A 16536-nucleotide genomic window follows, 5' to 3' on the forward strand; every position below is an offset into this window, starting at 1 on the left:
CACTCAGAGCCTATTTATCAAGTAGCGTGTGTTCCGGCTATGGAAGGATTTGGGAGTTTAAGAAAATCAGGATTAGCCGTAACGCACTCTATAATTTCAGCTTTACTTTATAAATTATCTCTGAGCAGATTAATTTATATGGAAAATTCTTGAAATTAGAGATTCAGTAAATTTACTGTATTTTAATTCAGTTCCATAACGAATTATCATGCATAACTACATCTCGCGTCGGGCGTTCTTCCTTGGCGCTATGAGAGCGGGGGCGGCCGGACTCGCCACTACGGTTCTTTCAAGTACCGGAGTACTACACAACATTGCGGCCGCGCAAAGCCAATCTCGGCGGCTACAGATCAACCTGCCGCCCTACCCGTTCTTTGACAATCTCAAGACCGTCATGAGCGAGGATCAAGAACTCCTGAATCGGCTCGTAAGTGACTACGCGCGTGAAACTCCAGCTGCTTTTCAAAATCCGATTGACTTCCTCTCGCGCTACGTCCCGGTGTACGTATTTGAGAAGACACTCCGGCCGTCGGAACCTGGCGACCCTTCACTCCCGACGTTGCTGTGGCTGATGCACCTTGCTGGGTACTTCGGCGGTGTGTGGTTACGTGACGCATTTATCCGCTTCCCTGTGCCGGGTTCACCAAACCCACGTCCAGGATTTCCACCGACAGAGGCAGGATTCACATCAGTTGTAGCGCGCATCAATGCCGCGCTGACGGCATTCAACGGTAACGATGCTGAGGCGATCGCATATGCCGAGGCCAGCCTTCGGGGGGCGCAACTTCAGGGACTCACCGACAATTACGGGTACAACGCAGGCTACCTCGATCAGATTCTCACCGGTTCAAAGCCGACGAACGCAATAGCGCCTGTAGGCTACTTCATCTACCACGAAACCTTGCTCTTCGATGGCACTTATGCTGTTGAGGAGATCCGAGCGCTCGATAAGTGGCGCAAACACGCCCAGCAAGCCGCCAGCCGTCCGGGTAGTCGCTACGCTGAGATTGTCAACGGTGCTGGTGGTGCTGATGCACTTCCCGCGATTCAGTCGGCCGGGGTTGCACGGGGCAAGGCGACATGGCAGCCTCAGAACGTATTTCTCGCAATCACCAACTTCGACCAACCCACCTATGACCTGCTCTTGGTGACTAGCGCATACTTCCTACAGTGCATCCAGGCCACTGGTCTTGCGGCTCTTGCGGCTTCGGCAGTTGCGAATGCAGACTGGGCGCGGGCTGCCGTCCGTTCAAACGCGATGGCTGTGCCGTACGGAGGTAGCTACGGCATTGGACTCTTCGACAACACTGGTCAGTTGCCAACGTTCACATGGTCTGACGACTGACCGACTGATCTGTTGTAATAAGCTGCGGTTAATCTTACTTATCTAAATCATACTGCCCTATCTACGGTAAGCATGGCTATGCTTTTGATAGCAAAAGCCTTGCTTACCTCTACGAACTTTTGCGGAAACTCACGATCTCAAATTGAATCGTAAATTAATACTAAAAGTATCGACGAAATTTTTAACCGCGAGTATAGTTTCAGACAGCCTACCGTATGAAACTGCAGTTTATACCTAATTATCGCTAAAAGAAGATAGGTGCAATATGAAATTACAAGACTTTCTCGGTAAAGAAGAGAAATGGGGATTTGAGGCGATCGCCAAAGACGAAGACTTAACTCGTCAGATTCAGATATTGTTAATTGGCTTGGGTTTATTAGAACCACCAGCAGATGCCAAATTTGGGCCTATCACAGGTGGAGCTATCAAAAAATTCCAAGAATTAATGAAAATTGATGAACCAGATTATGTAGGTGCAGTTACCGCCAAAGAATTAATTGAAACCAAACCAGATGAATTGCCTAAACCGCCATTAAAACTAGGTAATGATATTGCCAGCAGAATTTTTAAGTATATGTTGGCACAAGATTATCAAGTATTCACCGGGCCTAGAGAATACAACATTGTTTATATTGAAGGTATCGATGGCGACTGGAATCTCAATAGTGATACACCTAATGCCTTTAACGATCGCCGCATTGTCATTGAAGTAGTTAATGGTACTCCTAAAATTGTCGATCACTGGCAAGCTACAACAGAACCAGGCAGATATTACACCTTAAACCCTATGAATCCCGGAGGAGCTGCCAGAATTAAGTTTGGGCAATACAAAGCCTGGGCTGTTGGGATGCACGGTAATGCAGAACGCCACGAAGCCTTAGTACAAGTTGCACCAATTACAGTGTGTCGAGATTTTAACAAAGACTATAAACGTACTGGTGACAAACTAGATACAGGTCTTTTCTTTGTCAATCAACATTGGGGTTATGACGCACCTAGTAATGATATTAAAAATGCTAGTGCAGGTTGCTTAGTAGGTCGAATGCGTGAAGGCCATCGTGAATTTATGGCAATTATCAAGCAAGACCGCCGCTATGTAGCCAATAATGACTATGTATTTTATACAACTGTCATTCCTGGCGATGATTTATTGAATAAGTTTCCTGGATAAAATTTAGCTTGAACAGCAATTCATCCCACGCTGCACTTCGTGTCAGGCGTGGGATGAATTGCGCGTGAGTTGACCTCTCTAGACTTGCTCAAATCCCCGACTTTGCCATAGCAATACAGTTCAGATAATACCAATTCGCAATTAAGAAATCTAGCTCCAGTAAGACTTGCCTAATTTCTATCTGTCGCATTCTTTTCTTAAATTGGTATCAGATAATTGGCATACCGATAACCTTTGTAGAGAAGTTGCATTGCAACCTCTCTACAGATTCACCAAACATCACGACTAACATAGCTAAGGTATAGATTTTATTTTTCAATGTCTCATCCCATAGTTAGAAGCCAAGAGGCTGAAAGTTTATCTACCATACAGAAGTAAGAACGGTAATGTACCTCTAAAAATCTACAGATAATATTGCCATTGTTGAGGAGAGAAAAATGAGGTCATAACCTATTATAGTGGTGGAATTCGTGATGAATGAACTACTGCAAGCTGTACTTAATAGTGACGAAAAATCTGCTCTACAGCAATTGATAGTCTTATTAATTGCTTCAGGTAAACAATACTTATTGAGAAATGAAATTCTGCAATTTTTTGCAGATTATTGCAATAATTATCAAAAGCCTGCTTATTTTTACTACTCTTCTTCTGTTGGTAAACTCATTCACTATACTCATGAAATAATTTTGTCAGAGGGCGATGCTTGGTTTGTCATTCGACCAAAGATTGCTAGTCAAGAAGTATGGCGATTAAATGCTGACTTGAGTAAGTGTGAGTTGATGTCTTTGCAAGCTTTTTTGGATGTGAGCGATCGCTTAATTAATCGCTATCAACCCCATATCCTGGAAATTGACCTTGCCCCATTTTATCAAGATTCTCCTTCTATTGATGACCCGCGCAATATTGGTCAAGGTCTAGCTTTTCTCAACCATTACTTGTGCAATCAGTTATTAAACGACCCCCAACATTGGTTAGAGCTACTATTTCAAGCATTGCGGCGGGTGCAGTATGATGGTAAACAATTATTAATTGGCGATCGCATTTCTTCTGGTAGACAATTCGCTACACAAATTAAAGCAGCAATTAAGTTTCTCAGTAATAGACCAGCTAACGAACCCTTCGAGAAATTTCATTTTCACCTCCAAGACCTGGGTTTAGAACCAGGATGGGGAAATACAGCAGTGCGAGTTAGTGAAACTCTCTCATTACTTGATAGGCTGCTTGATAGTCCTCAGCCTGCTATTTTAGAAGCATTTGTAGCGCGGGTTCCGGCTGTGTTTCGCGTCGTCTTAATTTCGATTCACGGCTGGGTAGGACAAGAAGATGTGATGGGACGCGATGAAACTTTGGGTCAAGTCGCTTATGTTCTGGAACAAGCACGCAGCTTAGAAAATGAACTCCGCGAAGAAATCACACTCGCCGGACTTGACGTATTAGGTATTCAACCCCATGTGGTCATTCTGACTCGACTGATTCCTAATTGTGAAGGTACATCCTGCGGACTGCGCTTAGAAAAAGTTGAAGATACAGAAAACGCTTGGATTTTACGCGTTCCTTTTGCAGAATTTAATCCTGAAATTACTAATAATTGGATTTCTAAATTTGAGATTTGGCCTTATTTAGAAAGCTTTACTAATGATGCGGAAAAAGAATTACTCGCTGTCTTTAAATGTCGTCCAAATTTAATCATCGGTAATTACAGCGATGGTAATTTAGTCGCCTCATTGTTATCTAACCGCCTCAAAGTTACTCAATGTAATATTGCTCATTCTTTAGAAAAGCCGAAATATCTATTTAGTAACTTATATTGGCATAATTTAGAAGAGCAATATCATTTCTCGGCACAATTCACTGCTGATTTAATCAGTATGAATGCCGCAGATTTTATTATCACTTCATCCTACCAAGAAATTGTCGGTACACCCGAGGGTTTAGGACAGTACGAATCCTATAAATTTTTCACGATGCCGCAACTATATCATGTTGTTGATGGCATTGATTTATTTAGTCCAAAGTTTAACTTAGTACCGCCAGGAGTTAATCAAAAAATCTTCTTTCCCTATACTCAAAAAGAAGACCGAGATTTTCATCAAGGCAAACAAATTAATGACTTACTATTTCACTGCCAAGACCAGCAAATTTTAGGTAAGTTAGCTGATAGTAATAAACGCCCTATATTTGCTGTAGCTACCCTATCATCAATTAAAAATTTAGCTGGTTTAGCGGAATGCTTTGGTCAAAGTCAGGAATTAAGACAACGGTGTAATTTAATTTTATTAACCAGTAAATTACACCCAATAGAAGCGACAAATCCAGCAGAAGCGAAAGAAATTCAAAGACTACACGACATTATTAATCAATATCATCTGCACAATCACATTCGCTGGCTAGGAATGCGGCTGGCTAGTGGCGAAATTGGTGAAGCTTACCGCCTAATTGCCGATCGCCAAGGAATTTATATACATTTCGCGCTCTTTGAATCCTTTGGTAGAAGCATTTTAGAAGCGATGATTTCTGGCTTACCAACTTTTGCGACTCAATTTGGAGGTGCTTTAGAAATTATTGAAAGTAAAGAAGATAGTTTTATTATTAATCCTACCGATTTAGCAGGTACAGCTAAGAAAATTTTGCACTTCCTAGATGAGTGTGAAAATTATCCTCACCATTGGTCAGAAATATCTGAATGGATGAGTCAGCGAATTCTTAATAAATATAATTGGTCATCCCATAGTAGCCAATTATTATTATTAGCCAAGATGTTTAGCTTCTGGAATTTTGTTGCTCCCGAAAACAATGTAGCGCGCGATCGCTACATGGAAAGCTTATTTCATCTCATCTTTAAACCTAGGGCAGAAACGATTTTAGAACAACATCTGCACAAACATAATTAGCAATGCCTAAATAAATTTCCTAACCTCTAGCCTATGGATACAAAAAGTATTACTGGCAATTTTATCTATACAGACTGGACATTAACAGAAACCCAGTTTGACCCTGAGCAATTGCATTCTAGAGAAACTATCTTCACAATTGGCAACGGTTATTTAGGAACACGAGGTAGTTTTGAACGAGACTATCCTGGTGCATTGCCAGCTACTTTTATCCACGGTGTCTATGATGATGTGCCTGTGGTGTATACAGAACTCGCCAACTGTCCTGATTGGCTACCTATGGTAGTGACAATTGACGGAGAACGCTTTCGCTTCGACGAAGGCGAAATCACTCAATATCAGCGACGGTTAGATGTGCATCACGGACTCCTTAGCCGTTTTGTGCGGTGGCGCAGTCCCAGTGGCAAAACCATAGATATTAATTTTGAACGTTTTGCGAGCCTTGCTGATCAGCATATTTTGGCACAACGCTGTCAGCTAACACCACTCGATTTTGATGGTGTGATTGAAGTGCAAGGTAGCATTAATGGCTATCCTGAAAACCAAGGATTTAGTCATTGGACAGATTTAGACCAAGGGAAAACTGAACAAGGCATCTGGTTGCATAGCCGCACCCGGTCTTCTCGCATTACCCTTGGCCTAGCCGCTAAGATGGCCGTATCTGGAACAGACGCAGTGATACAAGTTAACACCGCGCCTGGTTATCCTTCCTTAACTGCCACATTTATGGCAAAGTCACATCAAACTGTGACAGTAGAAAAAATAGTTACGGTGTTTACTTCACGGGAAGTTGATACACCAGTCAAGGCAGCACAACAAAAACTTGCCGAAATTACAGACTATGAAAATTTATACAACGCTCATACTCAAGCTTGGGACGCAGCTTGGCAAGAGAGTGATATCTTGCTAGAAGGCGATAATACAGCCGCTTTTGCGATTCGTTACAATATTTTTCAATTGTTAATTGCTGCACCTCGCTATGACGAGAGGGTAAGTATTCCTGCGAAAACTCTGTCTGGTTTTGGCTATCGCGGTCATATTTTTTGGGATACAGAAATTTTTATTCTGCCATTTTTTACATTTACCCAACCTGCGATCGCGCGCAATCTGCTGACTTACCGCTACCATACTTTACCAGGTGCGAGACGCAAAGCTTCGCATTCTGGCTATAAAGGCGCGATGTATGCTTGGGAAAGTGCCGAAACTGGCGATGAAGTTACACCCCGGTGGTCGCTTCCCAATGATTTTTATGGTGAAGATGTCAGAATTTGGTGTCGCGATCGGGAAATTCATATCAGTGCAGATATTACCTACGCAGTTTGGTATTACTGGTTAATCACAGGTGATGATAATTGGCTTCTAGACTACGGTGCAGAGATTGTTTTAGATACCGCTATCTTTTGGGGAAGTCGAGTTGAGTATAATACAGAACATGATTATTACGAAATTCGCGGGGTAATTGGTGCTGATGAGTACCATGAATTGGTGCATAATAACACCTTTACTAACCGTATGGTGCAATGGCATTTAGAAAAAGCCTTAATCATTGATGATTGGCTGCGGCAACATTTCCCAGAACGCGCGACGGAGTTAGCAGAGAAGTTGCAAATTACAGCCGAAGTGCGATCGCATTGGCAAGAAATCATTGATAAAATTTTAATTCCCTACGACCCAAAAACCGGATTAATTGAGCAATGTGAGGGATTTTTCCAACTCCAAGATATTAATTTACAAGACTACGAACCGCGTCAGCGTTCCATCCAAGCGATTTTAGGCATTGAAGAAGGTAATAAGCGACAAATTCTCAAGCAGCCAGATGTATTGATGCTGCTTTATTTAATGCGGGAATCAGCAGATTTCCCTTACAATTCCAAATCCCTACAAGCAAATTGGGACTACTACGCGCCACGCACAGATATTACCTACGGTTCATCCCTTGGCCCGGCAATTCACGCCATCCTGGCATCAGATTTAAGCCAATCAAACATAGCCTACAAACAGTTCATGCAAGCGGCAATGGTGGATTTAGAAGATAGCCGAGGTAACACCCATGAAGGAATTCACGGTGCGAGTGCAGGTGGTGTGTGGCAAGCAGTAGTTTTTGGATTTGGTGGAATTCAGTTAACCCACGACGGCCCTGTAGCTAACCCGCACCTACCTTCTCACTGGACGCGACTGAAATTTAAACTCCACTGGCGCGGAAAATCCCATGAATTTGATTTGCACCAGCAACAGAAAAACGGCAGACAAGGAGGATTAAAAACAATGCCAGATATTCGCGGAGTAATTTTTGACCTTGATGGTGTGCTAACAGATACAGCCGAGTATCACTATCAAGCTTGGCAAAGATTAGCTGATGAAGAGGGAATCCCCTTTAGCCGCCAAGCTAATGAAGCCTTGCGGGGCGTATCTCGGCGCGAATCGTTGATGTTAATTATAGGCGATCGCAAGTATTCGGAAGCACAAATCCAAGAAATGATGGAGCGTAAAAATGGATACTATGTAGAACTAATCCATCATGTTACACCAAAAGATTTATTGCCAGGTGCGATCGCACTTTTGGACGAATTACGGCAAGCTGGAATTAAGACAGCCATCGGTTCGGCAAGTAAAAATGCCCAAACCGTCATCCAACTCTTAGGGATTGCTGATAAAGTAGATGCGATGGCTGATGGTTACAGCGTACAGCAACCCAAACCCGCACCAGATTTATTTTTATACGCCGCCAAAGAATTAGGACTGCAACCAGCACAATGTGTAGTCGTAGAAGATGCCGCCGCCGGAGTTGAAGCCGCCTTAGCCGGGGGTATGTGGGCAGTAGGACTCGGCCCAGTTGAACGCGTCGGTGCTGCCCATGTAGTATTACCTAGCCTAGCAGGGGTGAAGTGGGCAGATATCCAAGCTAAGTTGAGTGAAAAAGTTGTGAGTGCTGAGTAAAAAATTATATTCCTCCTGCCCCCTGCACCCTGCCCCCTGCCCCCTGCCTTCTACCGAGAAACCAACTGCGCGTTTAAGGCTTTCGTAATGCGATCGCCGACAAATTCAAGATGGGCTATTGTGTAAATATCTAGTGTTGTGCCAAATTGTTGCAGCTTGGTGTCAATTGCTTTTTGCAGTTGCCGCAATTCATACCAAGCAAGTGTGCGCCCATCTTCTAATTCATCATGATTATTCAACACCATTTCTAGCAATATATTGAGATGTTCTCTTTGCAAGGAACGGCGAATGCTAGAAATTGATTTTGGTTCTTCTTGGGTGAAAACTTCCTTCCAAATGCCTGTTTGCAGCGTGTCAAATAACTCTGGCATGGAAAGTGCTTGCCCAGCTTGAGTTTTTAATTCTACATCCCGCAGACGATTTAAGCGATCGCTATCTAACAGCGATCGTAATATGGCACTTTGAAAATAGAGAAGGCGATCGTGAATAGGATAATCAAGTCGGCTATGATGTATCGGGCTACCCCAATGTTGCCAACGCGAAGGTGCAAGTTGATTTAACAATTGCGGCGAGAAACTAAAAGCATCGTCAGCAAAAACATATTCTTGCAGCTTGGCTAATGCTTGGCGTTGTTGGGTTAGGGAAACAGGTACAAAAACCCAAGAATTATCATCACCAGCATGAAGCCGCCGGAATGATTGTCCACCAATATATTGAGACAGTAAGCTGGCATTGCGGAAATAATATCTCAGCACTCGATTAAATAAAACCCGCAAGCTGCTATAACTTTCTCCCTTGGGTAAGTAACCCTCATCTAGACGTTGCCACATTACACGGGCGTTATCCATTTGCCATTGCGAATACATCAACACATCACTACTCATATCCCAAAGATTTGCTAGTGGGTTGATGTCGTGAGTATCTTCATCAGTGGCGTAAGATAATTCTGGTTGCGGTGATGCTAAAGCGATTTCTTCTAAAAAGCTTTTTTCTGCTTCCGGCGTGACAATTTCACCTGCTGCATCAGGAATTTTTTGATAACCATATTGAATTGCCCATTCATCATAAGGGCCAACCACACTAGGAAAATACTCACCTTGCGGCACTCCCTGAGGGGCGATATTCACAGGCAAATAATCCATAACCGAACCTGCTAAACCTTTGGTTTGGGTGATTTCAGGGTTATTCAATTCTTGCGGCGTTAACATCGTGCTGCCATGAAAATTATGCCGCAAACCCAGAGTATGTCCAACTTCGTGGGCAATGACAGAACGCAAGTATTGATGCACATACTCCTTCATCGTTTCACTATTGGGTTTATTATTTTGCAGCAGTGATAATGCTAACGCCCCCATAGCGACTTGTTCTGTAGATTCTGCGCCGTAACAAAATTCAGTATTTTGGGAGTGGGGAGTAGGGAGTGGGGTGTAAGGTAAAAAACTTTCTTCCCCCTGCCCCCTGCCCCCTGCCCCCTGCCTCTCAACTCCTGCCTGACACATCGACGAAGCCTCTATCAGTGCGTGATATTCTTGCTGAATTGAACGCACCATATTGGCATCGACAATAATATCTGCATCTAAGATTTCGCCTGTGAGGGGGTTAACACGCATCGGCCCTCTAGCAAAACCAGCGTCTAAAGAATTGAACCAGCGAATGGTGTTGTAGCGCACATCTGCGGGATGCCATTCAGCATCATCGGGCATTTGTCGTACTTCTACTGCATTTTGAAATCCGGCTTTTTCAAAGGCTTTATTCCACATTAAAACGCCTTCACGAATGGCATCTCGGTAGATAGGCGGGACGGCATTTTCAATCCAAAAGACAATCGGCTTTTTGGGTGGCGATAAAGGTACTTTAGGGTTTGATGGTTCTAAATGCCAGCGATTAATATAACGGACAAATGGTTCTTGCAGATTATCCTGAGAAAAGTCTTGAAAAGCAGTAATAAAATAGCCTACTCGGTCATCCGCAATTCTAGGTAGATAACCGTTATTTTCATGTAATTGCGAGAAACTATAATGTACTTTTAAACTTAGGGCGCGACTATCCGGTAACGTCACTAAATTTGCACCTTCTGGTGAAGAGAAACCATAAATTGAATCAATTTCTACGTTTTCCGGAAAGCTGTTAATTTTGCCAAAATAAGATTTGGTTTTTTCTAGGCGGTAATCTGCCTGTAAATAGTATTTTAATAAAGGTGTTAATCCTGGAAAGTCTTGCATGAGCAAGTCTTCGAGGTTGATTAAAATATTTTTACTGCGTGGGTCAATACTATCTATCTCTATTGAATAAAGTACTGAATCGCTAAAGGAACGAGCTAGCGATCGCTGTTCTGCTTCTCCTGATTTTATGCGAAATTTGACATTCTGAATGACAAAATGCAAATTATGATTCACGCGCCGAAAATAAAACAGGAAATCCGCTAAAGGTAAGCCGCTATAAATCCCACTTTCACCTAGTCCTGATTCTAACGTTATTGTTGCTAGATAACTTTTATTTAGCTGTTCTGGTTTAACTTCTAAATAAACCTCACCCGATGCTTCATGAGTATAAAGTGTGAATAGTCCTGTTTGTTTAATTACACCTTTAACTATTTCACGATATCGACGCAGTTCTTCCTTTTTATTCTCACCAAAACTACTAGCACTCGCTAAATTTTCTACTACTGGGATAGGGTTTAATTCCTGAACATAAGGTTCTGACAATTGAGTTGCGATCGCCCAATCATGATTGAGGAAAAAGTTATATAGCAATATCGTACAGATAGCTAATTTTGCGATCCAGTGTCTCATCCTTTAGCTTGTGATTCTGATGTGGTGGTTGTATCTATAAAAAGTAGGAATACGCAGTGAGTAAGTATTTCTGAGACTTCTTCAATACTTAAAGCTGACTTTCTGTGTAAATTCACTCTTGTCAGATAAAGGATTGTTTTACCCAAAAAAGATGAGAAGTCTTGTAATCGATAGTTGGGGCTTTTAAAGAGTTTTCATTGAGCAAATGAAATTAATTGTATCTTAGGGTAGATGTTTTTTACATCTTGAGATATATGTTTTTTGCAATATATATGGTTAACACGATCAAAGAAAGTATTTGCTGTTACCGTTAAGGGTGCAAAAACTCTACAAATGCTCTCAAGTAACAGCAGGTTGTGATTGCAAAGTGCTGAGTCAGTTGATGTGCATTCCAGTTGCAGAATTTGAATTGTTGGTAAAAACTTCCAACCCTCTCCCCTGCACCCCGGCTGACAGGTGTAGGTTTTTTACGTTCTACCCCAAAAACATTGATTGAGGGTGTAAGGGGGATGGAACTCGGATTAAATCGTGATTTTTAGAGTCGCTACTCATCACTGGGTTAAAAACCTACACTTGTGAACTGCTCCCTTGCGGCCTTAATGAGAAGTTTTTAACAGGACACGATATTAGTGGCATTTCCCAGTCAAGGCGAAAATCTTAAAGCCAAAATTGTTATGATGCCAGCGATAGCATATTAAGGAAAATAGATTCAGTGAGCTTATTTTTGGATTCGGCGATTGCGGCGGAAGCAGAAGTTGCGAAACAATTAGGTTGGGTAAAAGGCATCACTACTAACCCAACATTGTTAGCCAAAAGCCCATTACCAGCAGAAACTACCCTCAAACAACTGGCAGAATTAACTACAGGGCCGTTGTTTTATCAGTTGATGGCAGATGAATTCACAGAAATGGTAGCTGAAGGTCGTGCTGCTTTTAACCTGATAGGCAAACAAACTGTACTCAAAATTCCAGCTTCTTTAGTTGGTTTTCAGGTAGTAAATGAACTCGCGCCGGAAATTCCTTGTGCAGTCACAGCCATATATAGTGCAGCGCAAGCAGCTGTAGCTGGTGAAGCAGGCGCGAAATATGCGATCGCTTATGTCAATCGAGCCACTAAACTTTTAGGTGATGGAGTAGCCTTAGTACGAGAAATGGCCAGTGTCTTAGCCAAAAGCAACACAGAAATTATGGCAGCTAGTATTAAATCTCCGGAAGAAGCAGTCGCCTCACTCAACGCTGGCGCACATCATCTAACATTACCTCTGGCAATGTTGCAGGCAATGACTAATCACGAACTCTCACTGCAAACCATTGATGAATTTGCCGAAAATGGACGGGGGATATTACATCTATAGCAGGACTTACGCACAAAGTGTATCTGTAGAGACTGGGGTCAGGAACAGGGATGTAGGGGGCTTTCAAGGGCAGGGGAGAGGGTTTGAACTTGTTACCAACAATTCAAATTCTGCAACTTGAATGCACATCAGCTTGCCACATACGGGTGGTTCGATACTCTCTCTTCTCCTACACCCTTTCCTAAAACCTGAATTTTCCCTTCTCTTGTATAAATCTTATGTACTAATCAAAATCTGTTGGCTGATCTGAATCTCGGTAATATTCAAACAATCGAGTAATTTGGGATGGTACAACACGGGTGAGTGACAAGTTGGGAATTTCTTGTTCTCCAAAAAAGGCCACATCCTCAGTTTCAAAACTGGTTGTTGGTATTCCACCAATCAACTCACACTGAAAAAACAATTTATACACATGGTGTATAAATGGGGGATGAGCATGACGGGTATGATTGCGATCGTAGACTGCGACTAACTTCACAACTCTGGTGTGAAATCCCGACTCTTCATATACTTCTCGGACAACTGCTTCACTGGGCGAATCACCAATATCTGCCCATCCTCCTGGTAATGTCCAGCAACCATCTTCTTTTTCTTTGACTAAAAGAATCTTCTCTGCTTGAAACACTGCCGCGCGGACATCTACTTTTGGTGTGGCGTAACCGATTTCACCACTGAATAAATCAAGAATCTGGCTAGTCTCAACATGAGAATAAGTTGATAAAATTTCAGCAGCAATTTGACGTACTTGCTGATAACGCTCTATGTCATAGGGGATTTGATTATAGGTCAGGCCATTTTGAGCGATCGCTTGTAATCTTTGTCCCCATTCTAGCCATTTTTGGCTTATTTTCGGCGGAATTTTGGTCATAATCTGGCAATTGCGATATGCTACCAAGCCTAATTATTGTAGCGAACTGCCAACAGGAATAAATAAGCTGTTGCACATTTAACTAAAGTAGTGAATTGACAAATTTATAAACTTTAGTCCAATACTATAGCGTTTCCCAGTCTAAGAGGATGTTTGAAAAGTATTGGGCGAATAGAATTCGCTACTACACAAACAAAGTCCACCTACGTGGACTAATGAAAAATCAATGGTTTTGTCTGTGTAGCCGCGATTTCTAATCGCTAAGAAAAGTAATAAATTAAACTTTTAAAACAACCTCTAATGAAGTACACACAAATTTATTCACTGTTTCCTGTTCTCACAAACCTGTTCCCTAAAACGAAAAAACTTTGTACCTCACTAGCATGAGAACAGCTATATTAATATCAAGCAAATTTTATTCAGGTTCAGCAGCATTAATATTTTGATTACTAGACTGCTTCTCTAAGCCCAACCAGTCTTTTATTTCCTGAATTAACCATTCACGCTCTACCGTAGATAGTGATGTAGTATGGTATTGAGCTAAACCTCTTTCTAGCGTTCGCTCACTAGTTTCGATGACTATTCCTCTTGGCTCTGAATTATCACTCACTTCTCTTTCGGAGACATTGATAATCATCGCAGTTTTACTTTGTCCCCATGAGTAACATATCCCAAATAATTGCAATTTAATTTTAAATTTATCACGATCAAAATATAAGTAAGTTTCACCACAAGCTGGAATTACTATAAAAAAAATAGACAAAAATATTAACAATAACAACAAAAAAAATACTATGGTAGTATCAAAATCTAATGTTATTATTGATTGACTAATTGTAAAAAAATTAGGAAAAATATATGAAAAAAATCCACTTGCCAGACCTAACAAATACATATTCTTTAAAGCTTTTCTTCCTCGTCTAGGGATTTTAATCTCTAATGTATTTGCTGATTTATTTACTCTGATTTTACTGCCCATTGGTTTGTGGCTAGTAATCGGGGGACTCAGAGTATTTTTCTGTTCCAATGCTGTAAGCGCTTGCCTAGCCGTGCTGAAGCGTTGACTTACGTTTGGTTCTGTCATTTTGCTAATCCAATTTACAAACCCCAAATCTACATTCACCCGCTCAAAAAACTGAAGACGATAATCTAAATGTGGTAAATCAGCCGGTTCTATTCCTGTCAGTAAATGAATCAAAGTTGCGCCTAGAGCATAAATATCTGATGCCGCAACTGCTCTAAGAGCAAATTGCTCCATTGGTACATAGCCGTAAGTGCCTACGACGGTGAAGGTTGCTCCTTCCAATGCTGCTTGCTCCTGCACTGCACCAAAATCTACTAGATAAACACGCTCATCTTTACCCCAAATTAAATTGCTAGGTTTAATATCTCGATGCAGTATTGGTGGATTAAGCTCATGCAGATAAATCAAAATACTTAAAACTTCCACAGCAATTTTTTCTACTTGTTCAGTAGTAAAGCGTTTTCCCTGATTTAATAGTTGTTGTAGAGATACTCCAGGGATATAACTCTGCACTAATCCAAACCACGGAAATCTCGAATCTGGCAGATGCTCTAACCGAAAATAATCTCGATATTTAGGAATTCGGGGATGGTTGAGACTTTTTAAAACTTGCGCCTCTCGCTCAAACAATTTGCATTCATCCCATTGCATTTGAGGAGTAAGCGTTAACAACTTGACAATAACTTTTTCTTGGGGCTGTTTCTCTTGATCTAGTGCTAACCAGGTTTGACGACTATTACTTTGTCCTATTTTTTCCTTAAGTTGATAGCGTTGTACTAATACATATCCTGTTTCTAACATATTGCATCCTGAGTTACTTCAATCCTAACCACTGCTTAATTTCTGCTATTAGCCAGAGGTATTCTGCATCTGTCAGCCAACCTGTTGAATATTCTTTAATTCCAACACCTAAAAATAACTCATTTTTACTTACAAAAATTTTATCAATATCTAATACTTTGCCTCTTTGCTTACTTAAAGTTATTCCCCATATTTTTAACTCAATTTCAAAATCTTGCTGAGAGAATTTTAAATTGGTTTCTAATAAGAAAAAAATCAGATTTGAAGACTGTATTAGCAGAAGAATAAATATATATACTATATATAACCACCCTATTCCATATACCCACCATTTTAGCCAATACCCTAAAATTATTGATAAAAGAATAAATAATCCAGTGCTCGTAATAAATCTCATACGATTTTCCCATACCATCCTTGAGATTTTAATTTGTAAGTTATTGGGCGTTTTTTTTATTTTTATTCTGTCACTAGGTAACTGTGAATTAACAATTGTCGAGATAGCTTTTTCATTTTCCTCTAAAACCGTTAGTGCTTCCTCTGCACTACTAAATCTTTTTCCCAGATTCGGCTGTGTCATTTGCTCCAACCAGCGAACAAAACCTGGATTCAGATTTACCAAATGGGCAAATCTGAAGCGAGAGTCTAAATTCGGTAAATCAGCAGGCGCAATTCCCGTGAGTAGATGAATTAACGTTGCTCCCAAAGCATAGATATCTGATGCTGCACTCGCTCTTCCACCAAATTGTTCTAATGGCGCATAACCATAAGTTCCGACTACTGTAAATGTTGCGCCTGCTCTAGCTGCATTGTCTTGTACTGCTCCAAAATCAATCAGATATATCTGACCATCTTCACTCAGCAGTAAATTACTCGGTTTTATATCTCGATGTATCACTGGTGGACTTAACCCGTGTAGATAAACCAGGATATTCAATACATCCTTAGCAATTTTCCTGGCTTCTACTTCTGTAAATATTTTTCCTTGTGCTAATAATTCTTTCAGTGACCAAGCTGGTATATATTCTTGGACTAACCCAAACCACAGTAATTGCTCTTCAACACAAAAATAATTTTGGTATTGAGGAATTTGAGGATGCTGAAGCTCCTTCAGAACTTTTCCTTCTCGCTCAAACAGTCTGACATTCTCCCAATGCACTTGATCGTTAAAGCACAACAGTTTGATTACTACTTTCTCTTGTCTGCTTAAATCTCTTGCCAACCAAGTTTGACGACCTGCTGTTTCGCTTAATTTTTGTTCCAGCTGATAGCGATCGCACAGTATCTTTTGTGTTTGCAGCATAAAATTACTCAGTACCTTTCAACTCAGGTGCTTAGATATCATAAAAATGA

9 protein-coding genes are annotated in these 16536 nt (G+C 41.2%); 5 read left to right on the forward strand and 4 right to left on the reverse strand.

Features of this window, described 5'->3' with window-relative positions; translation table 11 throughout:
• Positions 1 to 208 precede the first annotated feature (208 nt).
• The 4 genes from H6G69_RS06800 to pgmB all read left to right on the forward strand — a co-directional run bounded on the left by H6G69_RS06800 (position 209) and on the right by pgmB (position 8344).
• Positions 209 to 1345 carry a hypothetical protein gene (locus H6G69_RS06800; RefSeq protein ID WP_190683581.1) on the forward strand — a complete coding sequence of 379 codons (1137 nt, stop codon included), beginning with the start codon at positions 209 to 211 and terminating at the stop codon, positions 1343 to 1345.
• Between the two features lie 265 nt (positions 1346 to 1610).
• Positions 1611 to 2516 (forward strand): peptidoglycan-binding protein, encoded by a 906-nt coding sequence (locus tag H6G69_RS06805; protein ID WP_190683584.1) that lies wholly within the window; start codon positions 1611 to 1613, stop codon positions 2514 to 2516.
• 473 nt (positions 2517 to 2989) lie between these two features.
• A complete protein-coding gene (locus tag H6G69_RS06810; RefSeq protein ID WP_190683586.1) occupies positions 2990 to 5407 on the forward strand; it encodes a sucrose synthase in 2418 nt (805 codons plus the stop codon).
• Positions 5408 to 5440: 33 nt separating this feature from the next.
• A complete protein-coding gene (gene pgmB, locus H6G69_RS06815; protein WP_190683589.1) occupies positions 5441 to 8344 on the forward strand; it encodes a beta-phosphoglucomutase in 2904 nt (967 codons plus the stop codon).
• A gap of 50 nt (positions 8345 to 8394) precedes the next feature.
• Here pgmB and H6G69_RS06820 read toward each other — a convergent pair whose 3' ends face one another.
• Positions 8395 to 11136: a zinc-dependent metalloprotease gene (locus tag H6G69_RS06820; RefSeq protein WP_190683593.1), complete on the reverse strand. Its 2742-nt coding sequence runs from the start codon at positions 11134 to 11136 to the stop codon at positions 8395 to 8397.
• Between the two features lie 712 nt (positions 11137 to 11848).
• On the opposite strand from H6G69_RS06820, the gene H6G69_RS06825 reads away from it, so the two are divergent.
• The gene (locus H6G69_RS06825; RefSeq protein WP_190683595.1) at positions 11849 to 12490 is read left to right on the forward strand and encodes a transaldolase family protein; all 642 of its coding nucleotides are present in this window, start codon (positions 11849 to 11851) and stop codon (positions 12488 to 12490) included.
• 223 nt (positions 12491 to 12713) lie between these two features.
• On the opposite strand, the gene H6G69_RS06830 is transcribed toward H6G69_RS06825, so the two are convergent.
• From H6G69_RS06830 to H6G69_RS06840, 3 genes are all read right to left on the reverse strand, one after another.
• Positions 12714 to 13337, reverse strand: a complete 624-nt coding sequence (locus H6G69_RS06830) for an NUDIX hydrolase N-terminal domain-containing protein (protein ID WP_190683748.1) — start codon at positions 13335 to 13337, stop codon at positions 12714 to 12716.
• Between the two features lie 436 nt (positions 13338 to 13773).
• Entirely contained in the window at positions 13774 to 15183 is a 1410-nt protein-coding gene (locus tag H6G69_RS06835) for a serine/threonine-protein kinase (protein ID WP_190683598.1), read from the reverse strand.
• Positions 15184 to 15196: 13 nt separating this feature from the next.
• Positions 15197 to 16405: a serine/threonine-protein kinase gene (locus tag H6G69_RS06840; protein ID WP_242071995.1), complete on the reverse strand. Its 1209-nt coding sequence runs from the start codon at positions 16403 to 16405 to the stop codon at positions 15197 to 15199.
• Between the last annotated feature and the right edge of the window lie 131 nt (positions 16406 to 16536).

Origin of the sequence: Nostoc sp. FACHB-110 (assembly GCF_014697425.1) — a bacterium.
Classification (GTDB): Bacteria; Cyanobacteriota; Cyanobacteriia; order Cyanobacteriales; family Nostocaceae; genus Nostoc_B.

Coding starts and splice junctions, on each gene's coding strand:
- pgmB (WP_190683589.1), top strand. CDS start 5,441: ATGGATACAAAAAGTATTACTGGCAATTTTATCTATACAGACTGGACA.
- H6G69_RS06810 (WP_190683586.1), top strand. CDS start 2,990: ATGAATGAACTACTGCAAGCTGTACTTAATAGTGACGAAAAATCTGCT.
- H6G69_RS06805 (WP_190683584.1), top strand. CDS start 1,611: ATGAAATTACAAGACTTTCTCGGTAAAGAAGAGAAATGGGGATTTGAG.
- H6G69_RS06800 (WP_190683581.1), top strand. CDS start 209: ATGCATAACTACATCTCGCGTCGGGCGTTCTTCCTTGGCGCTATGAGA.
- H6G69_RS06835 (WP_190683598.1), bottom strand. CDS start 15,183: ATGTTAGAAACAGGATATGTATTAGTACAACGCTATCAACTTAAGGAA.
- H6G69_RS06820 (WP_190683593.1), bottom strand. CDS start 11,136: ATGAGACACTGGATCGCAAAATTAGCTATCTGTACGATATTGCTATAT.